Consider the following 17,241-nt stretch of genomic DNA (forward strand, 5'->3'; position numbering starts at 1 on the left):
GTCCTCAGCCTGGCTCGGCGGCCTGTGCGATGGCCGCGCGCAGCCAGGCGATGCCCGCATCGCCGTCCGTGCGGCGGTGGCGTATCGTTTCAAACGCAAACGGCGCGATGGCAAATGGCGCGGCGTACAGCGCCAGCCCCTGCGCCGCGCGCCCCTGCAAGGCGCGCCGCGCCACCGTCAGTATCAAATCCGTTCCCAGCAGCAACGCCGGCGCAACCGTCCAGTGCGGCACACGCACGGCGATGCGACGCGTCTTTCCCAGCTGGGCCAGAGCCGCGTCGACTTCGGCCGCCATGCCGCCTTCGCCGGATGCCACCAGCACATGCGGGCGCGCCAGATAGGTTTCCAGACTCAGCATTTCACCGGACGCCAGGCTGGCCGGATCGAGCGCGCACACGAAGGTTTCCTCGAACAGGGTTTCTCGATGTAATTGCTCGGGCAGTTGCGGGAACACGCCCAGCGCCAGGTCGATCTCGCCATCCTGCACGCCCGCGATCATGGCCGGGCGGCTGGCGTGCCTGACGGCCAGGTCGATGCCTGGCGCTTCCACGCGCAGACGCCGCAACAAACGAGGCAAGATCAGCGCCGCGCCGTAATCCGACATGGCCAGGCGAAACACGCGCTGCGCCGTGGCCGCCTCGAAGACGGCGCCACCGAGCACGGAGCGCACGCTTTGCAGGGCTTCGGCCAGCGGCCGCGCCAATTCCAGGGCGCGCGCCGTCGGCTGGAAGCCGCCCTTGCCGCGCAGCAGCAGCGGATCGCCGAGCAAATGGCGCAAGCGGGCCAGCGCATGGCTGACGGCAGGCTGGCTCATGTGCAAGCGCTCGGCCGCGCGCGACAAGTGGCGCTCGCTGAGCAGGGCGTCCAGGATCACCAGCAAATTCAAATCGACGGCCCGCAGATTATTCATTTGGTGCATAGTTTAATGACAAACTACGAATTGGATTTAATCATGACAGCATAATACGATGATCCCATCAACTCAACAGTGATGGAGTCGCATATGCATGGATGGATTACCGTATTTGCCCCGCTGGCCATGCTGGCCGGCGCCGTCGTCCCCTTCCAGGCGGGCGCGAATGCCGCGCTGGGCCGCAACCTGGGCCACCCGCTGTGGGCCACGCTCGCCTCGCTGGCCGTCAGCGCCGTGCTCGCCTCGCTCGTGATGCTGGTCTGGCGGGTGCCGGCGCCCGATGTCAGCCTCGCCATGCGGGGGCCGGGCTGGTCCTGGCTGGGCGGCGCGGCCGGCGTGTTTTACATTACGGCCGCGCTGATGCTGGCGCCGCGCATGGGTTCCGGCCCCTTCATGGCGGCCGTCATCGGCGGGCAAATGCTGGCCGCGCTGGCCATCGACCGTTATGGCTTGCTGGGCTTTGCCATCAAGCACATTTCTCCGCTGCACTGGGCCGGTGCGGGGCTGGTGGTCGCCGGGGTGATCCTGACACAAATCGCCAACAGCCGCGTCGTGTGACGCCGGGCACGGGGCGAAAAAAAACCAGCACCGTCGCCGGTGCTGGTTTTCATCTGAATCCCGGGACAAATATTACTTGTCGAGCAAGGCGTTCACTGGCATCAAGTCCGTTTCCTTCAGGGTGCCGGCCGCCGCCTTCAGGCGCAAGCCGTTCATGATGGTGTCGTAGCGGGCTTTCGACAGATCTTTTTGCGTCGAGAACAATTGTTTCTGCGCATTCAAGACGTCGATATTGATGCGCACGCCCACTTGATAACCGAGCTGGTTCGACTCCAGCGCCGACTTGCTCGACACTTCCGCCGCTTCCAGCGCCTTCACTTGCGCCAGGCCGCTGTTGACGCCCAGGAAAGCCTGGCGCGCGCCTTGCGATGCGGCGCGGCGTGCCGTTTCCAGGTCGTTGCGGGCCTTGTTTTCCAGCGCGATCGATTCGCGCACCTTGCTGGTGACGGCAAAGCCGCTGAAGATCGGGATGCTCCACTGCACGCCGATGGCGTTGTTGTTGGAACTGCCGCTGCCGCCGCCCGTCGTGTAGGTATGGCCCGCGTTGGCGATCAGGTCCAGGGTCGGGTAGTGGCCGGCGCGGTTGCGGCCGATGTCGCGCTTGGCCGATTCCACGCTGAACTGGGCCGTGACGACGCCGTAGTTCTGCTCTTCCGCCGAGCTCACCCACGGTTCGATGGCGGCCGGTTCCGGCGCGCTGATGACCACGCCCGTGCGCATCGGCGCCAGCGAGGTTGGCGCTTCGCCGATGATGGTTTGCAAGGCGCTGCGTTTGTTGGCCAGGTCATTGATGGCGGCAAATTCCTGCGCCACCACCAGGTCGTAGGCCGCTTGCGCTTCGTGCGTGTCGGTAATCGTTTGCGTGCCGACTTCGAAGTTGCGCTTGGCCGATGCCAGCTGCTCCGTCGTCGCCACTTTTTGCGCCTGCGTGGCGCCCAGGTTATCCTGCGCGCTCAGCACGTCGAAATACGCTTGCGCCACGCGCGTGATCAGGTCTTGCTGCACCTGTGCAAATTGCGCTTCGGCAATCGCCTGCGCCAGCTTGCTTTGCTGATAGGTTTCCCAGCGATCCCAGCGGAACAGCGGCTGCGCCAGGGTCAGGTTGTAGGTATTCGTGTGCACCTTGACCGTCGGCATGGAAATCGTGCTGGTGATCGGCTCGATGCTGTTGCGCGTGTTGCTGCCTGACGCCGACACTTGCGGCAGCAAGCCTGCCAACCCCTGCGGAACCCGCTCCATCCCGGCCGACAGGGCAGCACGCGCGCTCGCATACTGCGCGTCATTGGCCAGCGCCTGCTGGTACACCTGGATGAGATCGGCCGCCTGCGTGTTAAGCGAGAAAAAAGCGCTGGTCATCAGCACGGCGATAAGGGGTTTCCGCATTGCATTTCTCCGTTGGAGTCGTCAAAAGTTGATGGAATCAAAAATCTGTTACAGCCTGCCTGGCGCCCGCCCGGATAAGAGCAGGGTACAGGCCTCCGCAGGCATGCCCGATGGCATACCTGGGAGTGCATCTACTGCAAAATAATTTAGTATTGAGGCATGCTGCTGTCGACTTGCAGCGCCCAGGCGTGCACGCCGCCCGTCAAATTACTGATCTTGCCAAAACCATTGCGCTCCAGGAAGGCAGCCACTTGCATGCTGCGCATGCCGTGATGGCAGATGCAGACGATCTCCGCGTCTTCATCGAGGTCGTCGATACGCGCAGGAATCGAATTCATCTGCATCAGGGTGGCGCCATCGAGGTGGCACAGCTCAAACTCCCACTGCTCGCGCACGTCCAGCAGGAACGGACGCGGGCGGGAAGTGTCGGCCAGCCAGGCGGCCAGCTGCGGTGCGCTCAAATGCTCCATCGAATCGGTCGCCTCAGAACTGGAAATGCGACGGTGCAACAGCTTGCAGCGGCGTGACATTGGTTTCAAACAGCTTGCGCGTGTCGTAAGCCTTGTCCGAGGTGCGCGTGATCAGGTGCGCGGACATGATCGGCGCTTCGCCGATGATGGCCAGGATGCGGCCGCCGACTTTCACTTGTTGCAACAGCGCTTCCGGCAGGACCGACAGGGCGCCGGACACGACGATCACGTCGTATGGCGCGCCCTTGCTCCAGCCTTGGGCGCCGTCGCCCAGTTCCACGGTCACGTTGGTGACGCCATTGGCGGCCAGGTTCTGCTCGGCCAGGGTTTTCAATTGGGGAACGATTTCCACGCTCGTCACATGCCGCGCCTTGTGCGCCAGCAAAGCGGCCATGTAACCGCTGCCGGTGCCGATTTCCAGCACATTTTCATGCTTCTTGACTGCTACGTCCTGCAAAATGCGCGCTTCCAGCTTCGGCGTGAACATGCATTCGCCGCCACCCAGTGGAATTTCGGTATCGACGAAGGCCAGGTTCTTATAGGCGGCCGGTACGAAATCTTCACGTTTGACCACGTTCAACAGCTCCAGCACGTCGATATCCAGTACGTCCCATGGACGGATTTGCTGTTCGATCATATTGAAGCGGGCTTGTTCGATATTCATCTTTGGACTCGGTAAGTGAAGTAATAATCCGCCATTTTATCGTTGAACTGGCTGAAAGCACATGTTAACCATAAAGGCGGGGAATGGAGGAAATTTGCGACGATCTGCAGATTTGGGGGGGCGAACCTTGGAAAAGGGGCAACTGAACGGTAGCAGCGACGCCGGCGCGTCAGCTTTTCCCGGGCGCCTCCGCCTGCAGGCTGCGCAAACTCATGTCGATAAAGGCATTCATATAGGCCACCGGATCGATGTTCTTGACCTCGCACGGCAGGAAGGAATGCGTCCACATCATGAGCATGGTGACGGGCGCGCTGAGGATGGTGCTGACCAGCACGGGATCGACCTGGCGGAACTCGCCGCGCTGCATGCCCCGTTCGACCAGGCTGGCGATCAGCGCATTGCCGCGCGTGACCACCTCTTCGTTGTAAAACTGCGCCAATTCGGGGAAATTGTTGGATTCGGCCAACATCAGCTTGGTCAAACCGGCCAGCTTGGTGGCGCCAAACTCTTCCCACCATTGCATCATCATGCTGCGCAACAACTCGGCGCTGCTGCTGTCCGAGGCGGCCATGCTGTCTTCCGCCTCGCCGATCGACTGCACGATATTGTCGCGCACCACCGCCTTGAACAGTTCCTGTTTATTCTCGAAGTACAGGTACAAGGTGCCTTTCGACACGCCAGCCCGCTTGGCCACATCCTCCAGGCGCGTCGATGCGAAGCCCCGTTCGACAAACAAGTCGAGGGCGGCGGCGAGCAATTCCTGCGGGCGGGCATCCTTGCGCCGCTCCCAGCGGGGCTTGGTATCAATCGGGGCTTGCATCTGTCTTTCCAAGTAACTTACTTTTGAGTCATTAATAGTAGACCTGTCTACCGGTGAGGTCAAGCGCGACACACCGCCCGGCACGCCGGACACAGGCATTGTACCCTCCGTGCCGGCGCCGGACCTTCGGCACCGGGTGGACCAGAATACGTTTCAGCCCCCATTTTGCGCAGTTCATCGCATTTCTACTTAGCAAGCGTGTCGGATTTGCTACCTTGTCATCGACAGCACGGCAGCCGCGGCGCGGCAGCCGGCTTTTTCTGTTCCCAAATTAAAACAATCATAAAGGAAACACCATGCGTACCATGCTGGCCCTGTGCTGTGCCGTTGCCCTTGGCGGTTGCGCCATCGTCATCAACCCCAACGATGGCGACGTGCGCCATGCCGAGTCAAACAGCAATGCCATCCAGGGCAACGAGCAAGTGAGCCGCGACGTGCGCCAGGTCGGCAACATCAGCGTGCTCGACATCGACAGCATGAAACGCATCGATATCAAGATCGACGTGCGCGTCGGGCCGGCGACATCGCTGGTGATCGAAGCGGACAGCAATCTGCAGCCGCGCATCCATAGCGAAGTGAGCGGCAATACCCTGCGCATCTGGAGCGATACGAACATTCGCAGCAGCAATGGCATCCACGTGATCTACACGACGCCGCAATTGAAGAAGATCACCATTTCCGGCTCGGGCCGCCTGGTGGCCAGCGGTTTCAATGGCGACGATTTCAGCCTGGAGCAGCGCGGTTCGATGAAGAGCGAATTGTCGGGCACGGTGGGACGCTTCAACGTGGCCAACAATGGTTCCGGCAGCATCAACGCGGCGGCCCTCGCCAGCGGCAACACGGACGCGGTGCAGAACGGTTCGGGCAACATACAGTTGGGCAGCGTGCGCGGCGAGCGCGTCAACGTGGCGGTCAACGGCTCGGGCAGCGTCAGCGCCAGCGGCGCCGTGCAGCGCATCGACGCCAACGTGAATGGTTCGGGCGACATCAACCTGGCCTCCGTGAGCAGCGACGTTGCCTATTTGGCGAGCAATGGTTCCGGCGACATCAACGTCACCGTCCAAAACGAAGTCAACGCCCGCGCCAGCGGTTCAGGCCGTATCACCGTGCATGGCGATCCGGCCCGCCGCACCCTGTCTGGCAAGCGCGTCAGCATCGTGCGCTAAGCGCGCCCTGGCGACGCACGGGAGCCGGCTTGCTATACTGTCGGCTCCTCACCCGTCCGTTTGAAATCCCATGTCACCCTCTGCCCCCCTGGCATGCCGTCCATCGTGCGGCGCCTGCTGCACCGCCCCCTCCATCACCAGCCCGATTCCTGGCATGCCGGATGGAAAACCCGCAGGCGTGCGCTGCGTGCAGCTGGCTGACGACAACCGTTGCAAGATCTTCGGCCGGCCCGAGCGGCCCGCGTTTTGCGGTGGCTTGCAGCCATCCGAGGACATGTGCGGCGACAGCCGCGAACATGCCATCCGCTGGCTGGCCGAGCTGGAGCGGCTGACGGCGCCTTGAAGGGCGCGGCGGCGGCTGACAGATAACGGTTGACCTCATTTGCGCGTTTGCGTATATTCATGCACATTCCTGCACGTTTATAAGTTCACCATGTCCGCCACCCTGCTCCTCAAACAACGCCACGCGCTGATCCAGCAACAATTGCAGGCCGATGGCCGCGTGCTGGCGCTGGACCTGGCGCGCCAGCTTGACGTTTCCGAAGATACGATACGCCGCGACTTGCGCGAGATGGCGGCGGCTGGCCTGTGCCAGCGCGTGTATGGCGGCGCACTGCCGCTGGCGCCCGACGGCGGCACTTTGACGCAGCGCAAGCAGGAAGCGCCCGAGCGCAAGGCGCGCCTGGCGCAGGCGGCCGTGTCCCTCGTGCGCGCGGGGCAGGTGCTGTTTCTCGACGCGGGTTCGACCAACCTGGCCATCGCCAGCGCCTTGCCGCCGCTGGCGCTCACTGTCATCACCAACGCGCCAGCGATCGCCATGGCGCTGATGGAACGTCCGGAAATCGAGCTGATCATGGCTGGCGGCCGGGTCGACCGCCGTGCCGGCGCCAGCCTGGGGCCGCAGGCGCTGCGCACAGTCGAGCGCATGCATCCCGACCTGTGCTTCCTCGGTGCTTGCGGCGCCGATGCGGACGCGGGCGTGACGGCATTCAACTACGACGAGGCCGAATTCAAGCGCAGCATTGCCGGCGCCAGCAAGGCGGTCGTCGTGGCCGTCACCAGCGACAAGCTGGGCACGGCCGCACCGTTCGGCGTACTGGCCACGGGCTTGCTGCAGCACCTGGTGCTCGAAGCCGATGCCGATGCTGTCCACGTTGCCGCCTTTGAACGGCTGGGCGTGCAAGTATTGCGCGCCCACGCCTGATTTTATCCACCCCGACTCTTGAAAAGCTCCCCCATGCATCTCACCGGCACCCTGCAACAACGCGCCACGCGCCTGGTCTTTTTCGCCGCCGGCCTCGGCATGGCCGCCTGGGCCCCGCTGGTTCCCTACGCCAAGTCGCGCCTGGGCCTCGATGAAGCCACGCTCGGCATTTTGCTGCTGTGCCTGGGCGCAGGCTCGCTGTGCGCGATGCCGTTCACGGGCATGCTCACGGCACGTTTCGGTTGCCGCAAGGTCATTGTCTGCGCCGGCCTGCTGTTGACGGCCGTGCTGCCCGGCCTGGCGCTGGCGGCCACGCCGCTGCAACTGGGCCTGGTGCTGCTGGTGTTCGGCGCGGCCATGGGCACGTTCGACGTGGCCATCAATATCCAGGCCGTGGTCATCGAAAAGGCCAACGGCGGCGCCATGATGTCGGGCTTTCATGCGCTGTTCAGCGTGGGCGGCTTTGCCGGCGCGGCCTGCATGGCTCTGCTGCTGTGGCTGGGCTTGTCTCCTGCCTGGTCCTGCGTGGTGGTGATGCTGCTGCTGTGTGGCGTGCTGGGCGCGGCGCAAGGCCATCTGCTGCCGACGGCGTCCGCCTCCGGCGAAAAGACGCCGCTGTTCGTCATGCCGCACGGCGCCGTCATTTTCATCGGCCTGCTGTGCTTTATCGTCTTCCTGGCCGAAGGCGCCATCCTCGACTGGAGCGCCCTGTTCCTCACCACCACGCGCGGCGTGGAGGAAGCCAAGGGCGGCCTCGGCTACGCCGCCTTCGCCATCGCCATGACGGTGGGCCGCTTTACGGGCGACAAGGTGGTCAGCCGCTTTGGCGGCAAGCGGGTGCTTATTTTTGGCGGCCTGTGCGCGGCGGCAGGCTTCTTCCTGGCCGTGCTGGCGCCGCATGCCAGCCTGGCCATGTTTGGGTTCGTGCTGATCGGCCTGGGCGCGGCGAACATCGTACCCATTTTGTTTACGGCGGCGGGCCAGCAACACGCCATGCCGGCCAGCCTGGCGGTGGCAGCCATCACCACCATCGGCTATGCGGGCATCCTGGCCGGCCCGGCCGTGATCGGTTTCGTGGCGCACGCCACCAGCCTGAATATCGCCTTTGCCATGCTGGGCGCCGCCCTGCTGCTGGTGGCAGCCAGCGCGCGCCTGGTGGCGCCGGAAAAACAGCTATCCTGATCGTCCCTCCGCCTGCCGGACGGCGCGAAAAAAGCGCCGCCCGGCAGCGCCCAAATCGGCTAGCCGGGCCTCCGGCATGGTAAGCTTCGACCCCGCGCACATTGGTGGCGCCACGCACTCACCCCATCCTGCCACTTATACCCGTTTATACACCTATGGATCTCATTCTTGCGTTAAAAGCCATCATCATGGGGCTGGTCGAAGGTTTCACCGAATTCTTGCCGATTTCGTCCACCGGACATTTGATCCTGGCCGGCAGCCTGCTCGACTTTACCAAGGATGTCTCGAAAGAAGTCATGGATGTCTTCGAAATCGCCATCCAGGCCGGCGCCATCCTGGCCGTGTGCTGGGAATACCGCCAGCGCATCGGCAAGGTGCTGACCACCTTCGGCAGCGAAGCGAAGTCGCGCAAGTTCGTGCTCAACGTGGCCATCGCCTTCCTGCCGCTGGCCATCATCGGCCTGGCAATTGGCAAGATGATCAAGCATGCGCTGTTCAAGCCCGTGCCCGTGGCCATGGCCTTCATCATCGGCGGCATCGTGATTTTGCTGGTGGAGCGCCGCGCGCGCACCAATCCCGTCACCGTACGCGTCAACTCGGTCGATGAAATGACGCCGTTCGACGCCCTGAAAGTGGGCTGCGCGCAGGCGTTTGCGCTGATCCCCGGCACCAGCCGTTCCGGCTCGACCATCATCGGCGGCATGCTGCTGGGCCTGTCGCGCAAGACGGCCACCGAATTCTCGTTCTTCCTGGCCATCCCGACCCTGCTGGCGGCCACCGCCTATTCTCTGTACAAGGCGCGCGACATCCTGTCGGCCACCGACGTGCCCCTGTTCGGCCTGGGCACTGTGGCGGCCTTTGTCTCCGCCTTCCTGTGCGTGCGCTGGCTGCTGCGCTATATCAGCTCGCACGACTTCACGTTTTTCGCCTGGTACCGCATCGTGTTCGGCTTGCTGGTGTTGGCCAGCGCCCACTACGGCTGGGTTGTTTGGGCAGAATAAGGCACCATGAATCAAGATCTTAACCAGCGCGCGCTGCACCTGCTGCAAACCGTTTTCGGCTACCCGGCCTTCCGCGGCCAGCAAGCCGACATCGTCGACCACGTCAGCCATGGCGGCGACGCGCTGGTGCTGATGCCCACGGGCGGCGGCAAGTCGCTGTGCTACCAGATTCCCGCGCTGCTGCGCGACGGCGTCGGCGTCGTCATCTCGCCCCTGATCGCGCTGATGCAGGACCAGGTCGACGCGCTGGAGGAGGTCGGCGTGCGCGCCGCCTTCCTCAATTCCACGCAAACCTACGAAGAAGCGAGCCGCATCGAGCGCCTGGTGCGCACGGGCGGCATCGACGTCGTCTACGTGGCGCCCGAGCGCCTGATGACGCAACGCTGCCTGGACCTGTTCCAGGCCTCGAAGATCGCCCTGTTCGCCATCGACGAGGCGCATTGCGTGGCCCAGTGGGGCCACGACTTCCGTCCCGAATACATCAAGCTGTCGGTGCTGCACGAGCAGTTCCCGGACGTGCCGCGCATCGCGCTCACGGCCACGGCCGACCCGCAGACGCGCGCCGAAATCGCCCTGCGTTTGCAGCTGGAAGACGCGCGCCAGTTCGTCTCGTCCTTCGACCGCCCGAACATCCGCTACCAGATCGTGGAAAAGGCCAACGGGCGCAAGCAGCTGCTCGACTTCATCAACACGGAACACGCGGGCGACTGCGGCATCGTCTACTGCCTGTCGCGCAAAAAGGTCGAAGAGACGGCGGAATTTCTGAACCAGAGCGGCATCCGCGCCCTGCCCTATCACGCCGGCATGGAGTACGCCAAGCGCAGCGCCAACCAGGCGCGCTTCCTGCGCGAAGAAAACATCGTCATGGTGGCCACCATCGCCTTCGGCATGGGCATCGACAAGCCCGACGTGCGCTTCGTCGCGCATCTGGATCTGCCGAAAAGCATCGAGGGCTATTACCAGGAAACGGGGCGCGCGGGCCGCGACGGCATGGCCGCCAACGCCTGGATGGCGTACGGCTTGCAGGACGTGGTGCTGCAGCGGCGCATGATCGACGAGTCGGAAGCGGACGACACCTTCAAGCGCGTGCTGGGCGTCAAACTCGACGCCATGCTGGGCCTGTGCGAAACGCTCAGCTGCCGCCGCATGCGCCTGCTCGAATACTTCGGCGAACCGGCTTCGCCGTGCGGCAATTGCGACACCTGTCTGGTGCCGCCCGTGTCGTTCGACGGCACGGTGCCCGTGCAAAAACTGCTGTCGGCCATCTACCGCGTCGACCAGCGCTTCGCCGGCGGCCACGTGATCGACGTGCTGCGCGGCGTGGAATCGGAACGCATCAAGACCTGGCACCACGATTCCTTGTCGGTGTTCGGCATCGGCTCGGACCTGGGAGAAGCGGAATGGAAATCGATCCTGCGCCAGGCCATCGCGCTGGGCCTCGTCTCGGTCGACCATGAACAATACAGCTCGCTGAAGCTGACGGACGCCTCGCGTCCCGTGCTCAAGGGCGGCCAGAAAGTGCAGCTGCGCCAGTACCAGAAACCGGTGAAAACCAGCAAGCGCAGCACCAGCGTGGCGAAGGGCTATGTCGAGACGGACCTGTCCACCAGCGAGCAGGCGATCTTCGACAAGCTGCGCTGGTGGCGCGTGGAGACGGCGCGCACGCACAACGTGCCCGCCTACGTGATTTTCGTCGACGCCACCCTGCGCGAAATCGCCAAGGCCAAGCCTACTTCGCTGGAACAGATGCGCGGCGTAAGCGGTGTGGGCGAGAAAAAACTGGCCTCGTACGGCGACGAAATCGTCGCCATGATCCTGGAGATGATTTGATGGAAGCACTCTCGCCGGACCTGATTTATCAGGCCGTGAAAATCCTGGGCGCGCAGCCCGACGCCGAAGACGCAGTGGAAGCGCAAGTGCGCGCCCTGGTGCAAGACGACCTTACCGTGCGCCGCCTGGCCGACGTGGTGCCGGAAGCCTTCGGCCTGGTGCTGGCGTCGCACCTTCCCGGCGCCGAAAACATGACCTTGCCCGATACTTTCTGCGCGCAGGACGAGGACGGCGAATGGGTGGAGTTCCCCCAGCGCCGCGAGCCGATCTTTGTCGTCGCCGCGGATATCGCCCAGCACACCTTCCACAACGGCCCGCGCGCGCTGCTGCAAAATCTGGCCAGCCGCAGCTCCCTGCTGGCGGCCGTCAACAAGGGCTTGAACGCGGGCGGCTCGCTCGATGGCACGACCCTGGGTCCGCCGTCCTTCTTTGGCCTGCCCGCCGCGCTGTACCAGCCGGCGGCATCGCCCGAGACGCCCTGACCACTTTACCTTGCCCCTGCCCTTGATAACGGAACGGTCCCGCGATGGAAACCAAATGGCTGGAAGACTTCATCTCGCTCGCTGAGACGCATAATTTCAGCCGTTCCGCGGCCCTGCGCCACGTCACCCAGCCCGCCTTTTCGCGGCGCATCCAGTCGCTGGAAAACTGGCTCGGCATCGACCTGGTGGACCGTACCTCCTACCCGACGCGGTTGACGCCGGCCGGCGCCGTATTCTACGAACAGGCGCTGGAAATGCTGGGACAGATCAACGGCGTGCGCGCCCTCTTGCGCGGCAAGCGGGCCGCCACGCAAACGAGCGTCGATTTCGCCGTGCCGCATACCCTGTCGCTGACCTTCATGCCGAAATGGCTGACGGCGCTGGAAGAAGGTTTCGCGCCGATCAACAGCCGCCTGATGGCATTGAACGTGCACGACGCCGTGCTGCAGCTGGTCGATGGCGGCTGCGATTTGCTGCTGTGCTATCACCATCCGCGCCAGCCGGTGCAGCTGGACCCGGGCCGCTACGACATGCTGGTGATGGGCCGCGAAACCCTGCGTGCGTATGCGCGCTGCGGCCAGGACAAGGTGCCGGACTTCGTCCTGCCCGGCAGCGCCAAGGAGCCGCTGCCCTTTCTCTCCTACACCAGCAACGCCTACCTGGGACGCATGGTGGAATTGCTGCTGGCAGACGCCAAGGCGCCCCTGTTCCTGGAAACCTGCTACGAAACAGACATGGCCGAAGGCTTGAAAATGATGGCGCTGGAAGGGCGCGGCATCGCCTTCCTGCCCGAATCGGCCGTCATGCGCGACGTCAAATACAAGCACCTGGCGCGCGCCGACGGCGGCGCGCCAGGCTGGGAAATCGAGCTGGAAATCCGTTTATATCGCGAGCGCCCGTCCAGCCTGCGGCCAGGCAAGCAGATCGTCGAAAGCCTGTGGCAATACCTGGTGCAGTCGCAGGAAAGCGCCGCGCGCAGCGGGAAAAAACGCCGGCGCGCAACCGTCACTGCAACTCCTTCCTGATCTCCTAACTATGCAATAAATGCATAACCGGATGCGCACAAAGCATTGGCCGGGGCATGAGGCTATCGCCTACGATGCGGTTCCGCTGCGCGCAGCTGCATCTCGGCTGTGCCTCTAACGTATTCGTATTGTCAGGAGCTTATCAAGCATGACCAGCAAGCACGCACTTCCTTCCTACCTCAATCCTGAAGACCTTGGCCCATGGGGCGTCTACCTCGAGCAGATCGACCGCGTTACGCCGTACCTGGGCAACCTGTCGCGCTGGGTGGAAACGCTGAAGCGTCCAAAGCGCATCCTGACGGTCGACGTGCCTATCGAGCGCGATGACGGCACCATTGCCCACTACGAAGGCTACCGCGTGCAGCACAACCTGTCGCGCGGCCCGGGCAAGGGCGGCGTGCGCTTCCACCAGGACGTGACGTTGTCGGAAGTGATGGCCCTGTCGGCCTGGATGACGGTCAAGAATGCAGCGGTCAACGTGCCATACGGCGGCGCCAAGGGCGGTATCCGTGTCGATCCGAAGACCCTGTCGCGCAACGAACTGCAACGCCTGACCCGCCGCTACACGAGCGAGATCAGCATGATCATCGGACCGAACAAGGATATCCCGGCGCCGGACGTCAACACGAATGAACAAGTCATGGCGTGGATGATGGACAGCTACGCCATGATCGGCGGCAATATGTCGACCGGCGTGGTGACGGGCAAGCCAATCTCGCTGGGCGGCAGCCTGGGTCGCCGCGATGCGACGGGCCGCGGCGTGTTCGTCGTCGGTTGCGATGCGGCCGCCAAGGTCGGCATGTCGCTCGAAGGCGCGAAAGTCATCGTGCAAGGTTTCGGTAACGTGGGCGGCGTCGCTGCCCGCATGTTCGCTGAAGCCGGCTCGAAAGTGGTCGCGGTACAAGACCACAAGACCACCGTCGTGCACTCCGGCGGCTTGAACATCCCGCAATTGCTGGCACACGTGGCCGAAGTAGGCAGCGTCGAAGGCTTCCCGGGCGCCGAGGCATTCGTGCCGCGCGAAGATTTCTGGGGCATCGATTGCGACATCCTGATCCCGGCCGCGCTGGAACAGCAGATCACGGCCGAACGCGCACAAGTCATCCGCGCCAAGATCATCCTGGAAGGCGCCAACGGCCCGACCCTGCCGGCAGCGGACGACATCCTGACCGACCGCGGCGTGCTGATCGTGCCGGACGTGCTGGCCAACGCCGGCGGCGTGACCGTCAGCTACTTCGAGTGGGCGCAGAACTTCTCGAGCTTCTTCTGGACGGAAGAAGAAATCAACAGCCGCCTGACCCGCATCATGCGCGAAGCGTTCGATTCGGTATGGCAAGTGTCGCAAGAGAAGAAAGTGTCGATGCGTACCGCGACCTTCATCTTGGCGTGCACGCGCGTGCTGCAGGCGCGTGAAGTGCGCGGTTTGTACCCATAATGGCTGCCTGAGCAAATGCCCGGGGCGTTGTTGCCGGCCCCTCGCCGTACTAGCGTACTGTCTTCGGGGCGGCGCCTAGCCCTGGGCATTTTTCAGGTGTCATTGGGTTGATGGCCTCAAAAAAAAATCCCGCCACACTTTCGTGTGAGCGGGATTTTTTATGGGCACCAGCTTTGCTTCAAGCTGCGTAGCCTTGCGGGTTCTGGTGCTGCCAGCGCCAGTGGTCGCGGCACATGTCGTCGATGTTTTTCTGCGCTTGCCAGCCGAGCAATTGCTTCGCCTTGTCGGCCGAGGCGTAGCAGCTGGCGATGTCGCCGGGGCGGCGCGGCACGATCTCATACGGCACCTTGCGGCCGCTGGCGGCTTCGAACGCGCGCACGGTCTCGAGCACGCTGTAGCCGTGGCCCGTGCCCAGGTTGACGGTAAAGCCGCCCTCGGTGGAGAACAGGCGGTTCAGCGCGGCCACATGGCCCAGGGCGAGGTCGACCACGTGGATGTAGTCGCGCACACCCGTGCCGTCCGGCGTATCGTAGTCATTGCCAAAGACGGCCAGGCGCTCGCGGCGGCCCACGGCCACCTGGGCGATGAAAGGCATCAGATTGTTCGGGATGCCGGCCGGATCTTCGCCGATCAAACCGCTGGCATGCGCGCCGACGGGGTTGAAATAGCGCAGCACGCCCACCTGCCACTGCGCATCGGCGTGCACCAGATCGGCCAGGATCTGCTCGACCATCAATTTCGAGCGGCCGTACGGGTTGGTCACGGACAGGCGCGACGATTCCAGGATCGGCAAGGCTTCCGGATCGCCATACACGGTGGCCGACGAGCTGAACACAAAACGCTTCACGTTCGCCGCCGCCAGCACTTCCAGCAGCGCCACGGTGCCCGACACATTGTTATCCATGTACATCAGCGGTTGGGCCACGGACTCGCCTACGGCCTTCAAGCCTGCGAAATGGATCACAGCATCGATGGCGTGCTCGCGCAAAATGGCGGCCATGGCCGTGCGGTCGCGCACGTCCGCTTCATAGAAGGGTACGCTTTTGCCAGAGATGCGCTCCACACGCGCCATCGCTTCGCGCGCGCTGTTGCACAGATTGTCCACTGCGACCACGTCAAAGCCAGCGGCCAGCAGTTCGACGCAGGTATGCGAGCCGATGAAACCGGACGCGCCTGTCACGAGTATCTTTTTGGTCATAATGTCAATCAATGCAAAAAAGATAAGCCTACCTGAATTCACCCGGCCTGCCAAGCCGGCACGCCAGACGAATCGCCGTTTGGCATAAAAAAAGCCTGCGGCGCGGTGGCGGCAGGCTGATTCTGTTCCAGTACACGGCGCCGACAAGCCCCAGCGCACTCGCGTCTATTTCTTGATGAACACCAAATCCCACACGCCATGGCCCAGCTTCAAGCCGCGGTTTTCAAACTTGGTCAGCGGACGGTACGCGGGCTGCGGCGCGTAACCGTCGGCGCTATTGCGCAGTTGCGGCTCGGCACCCAACACTTCCAGCATTTGCACCGCGTAATCTTCCCAATCGGTGGCGCAATGCAGATAGCCGCCCGGTGCCAGGCGATCGGTCAATTGCTTGACGAACGGCGACTGGATCAAACGGCGCTTGTTGTGGCGCGCCTTGTGCCATGGATCAGGGAAAAACACGTGGATGCCGGCCAGCGAATTGGCTGGAATCATGTGCGTGAGCACTTCCACGGCATCGTGCTGCAGCAGACGCAGATTCGTCAGCGACTCTTCGCCGATCAACTTCAACAGGCTGCCGACGCCAGGCGTGTGCACTTCGACGCCGATGAAATCCTTCTCCGGCATGGCCTTGGCGATATGCGCCGTCGTCGCGCCCATGCCAAAACCGATTTCCAGGATCACGGGCGCCTTGCGACCGAACACCTGCTCGAAGTCCATGGGCTCCTTGGCGAAAGGCAACAGGAACTGCGGCCCCAAGGTCTCGAGCGCGCGCGCCTGCGCGACAGACAGCCGTCCCGCGCGGGTCACGAAACTGCGAATGCGGTGTTCGGTCGGATCGTACATCATCGGCCGCACCGGGCCGTTTGCTGGGGTATCAGAAGACATGGGAATGAAGAAAGTAGTGGCCGCGCCGCACAAAACCAGGCGCCAGCGAAAAATGGAGCGGGTGAAGGGAATCGAACCCTCGTCGTAAGCTTGGGAAGCTTCTGCTCTACCATTGAGCTACACCCGCGAAGCCTGCATTTTACGCCGAATGGAATGCGGCAAGCAAATCTTCGCGGTGGCGAGGCTTACTTCAGGCTGCCGAAGACCTTCCCGATGATCTTGCTGCCATATTCGAGCGGATTGCTGCGGATGGCTTTTTCCTCTTCGCCGATCATCAGGTACAGGCCGTCAAGCGCACGGTCCGTGACGTAGCCTTCCACCGTCGATTGCTGCTGCGGCACGAGTCCCGTCTTGCCGATCTGGCTCATGGTGCTGTTGTATTTGCTGGCCAGGCCGGAGCGGTCGGTGACGGATTTCACGATGGGCAGGAATTTGACTGCCAGGGGCGCCGATGTTTTCTGGCGGAAGAAGTCCGTCACCGACGTGTCGCCACCGGACAGGATATTTTTCGCATCGCTCACGCTCATCGACTTGACCGCGTCGAGCAGCAAGGGCTTGGCCATGGGTACGGCCGACTCGGCGGCACGGTTCATCGACACGACCAGATCATCCAGCTGCTGGCCGCGGCCCGTCATTTTCAGCAAGGGCTTGGCTTGCTCCAAGATGCCGGGCAGCTTGATCTTGACCTTGTCATTGTTCAGGAAGCCATTCTCGACACCCAGCTTCGATACGGCGGCGGCGGAACCGGCTTCCAGCGCCGCTTTCAAGCCATTGCTGGCATCCTGGTTGCTGAGGGCATCGAGGGGACCGGCGGCGGCGCCAAACGACAGCAGCGCGAGCGCACACAGCACGGCGGCCGGACGGCCAGGGAAACGGTTCAGGCGCATGGTTTTCCTTTTCTAAAACATAGACAGACCACCTGCTTCCGGAACCTTAGCACATCAAAACTGCAAATACCGCAGCAATTTGTTGCGTCAGGAGGAAACAAGGGGCGCCACAGATGGCGAAGGGAAAGGACTATACAG

At 63.2% G+C, this 17,241-nt stretch carries 18 protein-coding genes and 1 tRNA gene; 10 read left to right on the forward strand and 9 right to left on the reverse strand.

The genetic code is table 11. The features are described from left to right. Window positions 1-4 precede the first annotated feature (4 nt). On the reverse strand, window positions 5-910 hold the full coding sequence (locus tag BLU39_RS08640) for a LysR substrate-binding domain-containing protein (RefSeq protein WP_092712236.1): 906 nt from the start codon (window positions 908-910) through the stop codon (window positions 5-7). A 93-nt stretch (window positions 911-1,003) separates the two neighbouring features. Between BLU39_RS08640 and BLU39_RS08645 the strand changes: the two genes are divergently transcribed. After that, window positions 1,004-1,471, forward strand: coding sequence for a DMT family transporter (locus BLU39_RS08645; protein WP_175539242.1), 468 nt, complete (start codon window positions 1,004-1,006; stop codon window positions 1,469-1,471). 72 nt (window positions 1,472-1,543) lie between these two features. On the opposite strand, the gene BLU39_RS08650 is transcribed toward BLU39_RS08645, so the two are convergent. The 4 genes from BLU39_RS08650 to BLU39_RS08665 form a co-directional block, all read right to left on the reverse strand. Further along, window positions 1,544-2,854, reverse strand: coding sequence for a TolC family outer membrane protein (locus BLU39_RS08650; RefSeq protein ID WP_092711913.1), 1,311 nt, complete (start codon window positions 2,852-2,854; stop codon window positions 1,544-1,546). 146 nt (window positions 2,855-3,000) lie between these two features. Next, window positions 3,001-3,324, reverse strand: coding sequence for a rhodanese-like domain-containing protein (locus BLU39_RS08655; protein WP_092711915.1), 324 nt, complete (start codon window positions 3,322-3,324; stop codon window positions 3,001-3,003). A 13-nt stretch (window positions 3,325-3,337) separates the two neighbouring features. Then, window positions 3,338-3,988: a protein-L-isoaspartate O-methyltransferase family protein gene (locus BLU39_RS08660; RefSeq protein WP_092711917.1), complete on the reverse strand. Its 651-nt coding sequence runs from the start codon at window positions 3,986-3,988 to the stop codon at window positions 3,338-3,340. A gap of 169 nt (window positions 3,989-4,157) precedes the next feature. Beyond that, window positions 4,158-4,808: a TetR/AcrR family transcriptional regulator gene (locus BLU39_RS08665; RefSeq protein ID WP_092711919.1), complete on the reverse strand. Its 651-nt coding sequence runs from the start codon at window positions 4,806-4,808 to the stop codon at window positions 4,158-4,160. A gap of 296 nt (window positions 4,809-5,104) precedes the next feature. Between BLU39_RS08665 and BLU39_RS08670 the strand changes: the two genes are divergently transcribed. The 9 genes from BLU39_RS08670 (at window position 5,105) to BLU39_RS08710 (ending at window position 14,133) form a co-directional block, all read left to right on the forward strand. After that, entirely contained in the window at window positions 5,105-5,974 is an 870-nt protein-coding gene (locus BLU39_RS08670) for a head GIN domain-containing protein (protein ID WP_092711921.1), read from the forward strand. Window positions 5,975-6,044: 70 nt separating this feature from the next. Next, window positions 6,045-6,317, forward strand: a complete 273-nt coding sequence (locus tag BLU39_RS08675; protein ID WP_092711923.1) for a YkgJ family cysteine cluster protein — start codon at window positions 6,045-6,047, stop codon at window positions 6,315-6,317. Between the two features lie 90 nt (window positions 6,318-6,407). Next, window positions 6,408-7,178, forward strand: a complete 771-nt coding sequence (locus BLU39_RS08680; protein ID WP_092711925.1) for a DeoR/GlpR family DNA-binding transcription regulator — start codon at window positions 6,408-6,410, stop codon at window positions 7,176-7,178. Between the two features lie 33 nt (window positions 7,179-7,211). Next, window positions 7,212-8,360, forward strand: a complete 1,149-nt coding sequence (locus BLU39_RS08685; RefSeq protein WP_092711927.1) for an MFS transporter — start codon at window positions 7,212-7,214, stop codon at window positions 8,358-8,360. Between the two features lie 155 nt (window positions 8,361-8,515). Further along, on the forward strand, window positions 8,516-9,361 hold the full coding sequence (locus BLU39_RS08690; protein ID WP_092711929.1) for an undecaprenyl-diphosphate phosphatase: 846 nt from the start codon (window positions 8,516-8,518) through the stop codon (window positions 9,359-9,361). Window positions 9,362-9,367: 6 nt separating this feature from the next. Next, window positions 9,368-11,191 carry a DNA helicase RecQ gene (gene recQ / locus BLU39_RS08695; RefSeq protein WP_092711931.1) on the forward strand — a complete coding sequence of 608 codons (1,824 nt, stop codon included), beginning with the start codon at window positions 9,368-9,370 and terminating at the stop codon, window positions 11,189-11,191. Then, on the forward strand, window positions 11,191-11,673 hold the full coding sequence (locus tag BLU39_RS08700) for a hypothetical protein (RefSeq protein ID WP_092711933.1): 483 nt from the start codon (window positions 11,191-11,193) through the stop codon (window positions 11,671-11,673). The genes recQ and BLU39_RS08700 overlap by 1 nt, the downstream gene beginning before the upstream one ends. A gap of 44 nt (window positions 11,674-11,717) precedes the next feature. After that, entirely contained in the window at window positions 11,718-12,698 is a 981-nt protein-coding gene (locus BLU39_RS08705; RefSeq protein ID WP_046684443.1) for a LysR family transcriptional regulator, read from the forward strand. Window positions 12,699-12,846: 148 nt separating this feature from the next. Further along, window positions 12,847-14,133: a Glu/Leu/Phe/Val family dehydrogenase gene (locus BLU39_RS08710; protein ID WP_034745922.1), complete on the forward strand. Its 1,287-nt coding sequence runs from the start codon at window positions 12,847-12,849 to the stop codon at window positions 14,131-14,133. Between the two features lie 178 nt (window positions 14,134-14,311). Here the strand turns inward: BLU39_RS08710 and galE are convergent, their stop codons facing one another. The 4 genes from galE to BLU39_RS08730 all read right to left on the reverse strand — a co-directional run bounded on the left by galE (window position 14,312) and on the right by BLU39_RS08730 (window position 17,103). Next, a complete protein-coding gene (galE, locus tag BLU39_RS08715; protein WP_092711935.1) occupies window positions 14,312-15,331 on the reverse strand; it encodes a UDP-glucose 4-epimerase GalE in 1,020 nt (339 codons plus the stop codon). Between the two features lie 165 nt (window positions 15,332-15,496). Continuing rightward, window positions 15,497-16,177 carry a tRNA (guanosine(46)-N7)-methyltransferase TrmB gene (trmB, locus tag BLU39_RS08720; RefSeq protein WP_092711937.1) on the reverse strand — a complete coding sequence of 227 codons (681 nt, stop codon included), beginning with the start codon at window positions 16,175-16,177 and terminating at the stop codon, window positions 15,497-15,499. A 92-nt stretch (window positions 16,178-16,269) separates the two neighbouring features. Then, a tRNA-Gly gene (locus BLU39_RS08725) sits at window positions 16,270-16,343 on the reverse strand. Window positions 16,344-16,401: 58 nt separating this feature from the next. After that, window positions 16,402-17,103 (reverse strand): DUF4197 domain-containing protein, encoded by a 702-nt coding sequence (locus BLU39_RS08730; RefSeq protein WP_092711939.1) that lies wholly within the window; start codon window positions 17,101-17,103, stop codon window positions 16,402-16,404. Window positions 17,104-17,241: the final 138 nt, after the last annotated feature.

It is taken from the genome of Janthinobacterium sp. OK676, from assembly GCF_900103595.1.
Taxonomy (GTDB): Bacteria; Pseudomonadota; Gammaproteobacteria; order Burkholderiales; family Burkholderiaceae_D; genus Janthinobacterium.

Coding starts and splice junctions, on each gene's coding strand:
- BLU39_RS08670 (WP_092711921.1), top strand. CDS start 5,105: ATGCGTACCATGCTGGCCCTGTGCTGTGCCGTTGCCCTTGGCGGTTGC.
- recQ (WP_092711931.1), top strand. CDS start 9,368: ATGAATCAAGATCTTAACCAGCGCGCGCTGCACCTGCTGCAAACCGTT.
- BLU39_RS08675 (WP_092711923.1), top strand. CDS start 6,045: ATGTCACCCTCTGCCCCCCTGGCATGCCGTCCATCGTGCGGCGCCTGC.
- BLU39_RS08700 (WP_092711933.1), top strand. CDS start 11,191: ATGGAAGCACTCTCGCCGGACCTGATTTATCAGGCCGTGAAAATCCTG.
- BLU39_RS08645 (WP_175539242.1), top strand. CDS start 1,004: ATGCATGGATGGATTACCGTATTTGCCCCGCTGGCCATGCTGGCCGGC.
- trmB (WP_092711937.1), bottom strand. CDS start 16,177: ATGATGTACGATCCGACCGAACACCGCATTCGCAGTTTCGTGACCCGC.
- BLU39_RS08665 (WP_092711919.1), bottom strand. CDS start 4,808: ATGCAAGCCCCGATTGATACCAAGCCCCGCTGGGAGCGGCGCAAGGAT.
- BLU39_RS08690 (WP_092711929.1), top strand. CDS start 8,516: ATGGATCTCATTCTTGCGTTAAAAGCCATCATCATGGGGCTGGTCGAA.
- BLU39_RS08730 (WP_092711939.1), bottom strand. CDS start 17,103: ATGCGCCTGAACCGTTTCCCTGGCCGTCCGGCCGCCGTGCTGTGTGCG.
- galE (WP_092711935.1), bottom strand. CDS start 15,331: ATGACCAAAAAGATACTCGTGACAGGCGCGTCCGGTTTCATCGGCTCG.
- BLU39_RS08650 (WP_092711913.1), bottom strand. CDS start 2,854: ATGCGGAAACCCCTTATCGCCGTGCTGATGACCAGCGCTTTTTTCTCG.
- BLU39_RS08710 (WP_034745922.1), top strand. CDS start 12,847: ATGACCAGCAAGCACGCACTTCCTTCCTACCTCAATCCTGAAGACCTT.
- BLU39_RS08685 (WP_092711927.1), top strand. CDS start 7,212: ATGCATCTCACCGGCACCCTGCAACAACGCGCCACGCGCCTGGTCTTT.
- BLU39_RS08680 (WP_092711925.1), top strand. CDS start 6,408: ATGTCCGCCACCCTGCTCCTCAAACAACGCCACGCGCTGATCCAGCAA.
- BLU39_RS08640 (WP_092712236.1), bottom strand. CDS start 910: ATGAATAATCTGCGGGCCGTCGATTTGAATTTGCTGGTGATCCTGGAC.
- BLU39_RS08705 (WP_046684443.1), top strand. CDS start 11,718: ATGGAAACCAAATGGCTGGAAGACTTCATCTCGCTCGCTGAGACGCAT.
- BLU39_RS08655 (WP_092711915.1), bottom strand. CDS start 3,324: ATGGAGCATTTGAGCGCACCGCAGCTGGCCGCCTGGCTGGCCGACACT.
- BLU39_RS08660 (WP_092711917.1), bottom strand. CDS start 3,988: ATGAATATCGAACAAGCCCGCTTCAATATGATCGAACAGCAAATCCGT.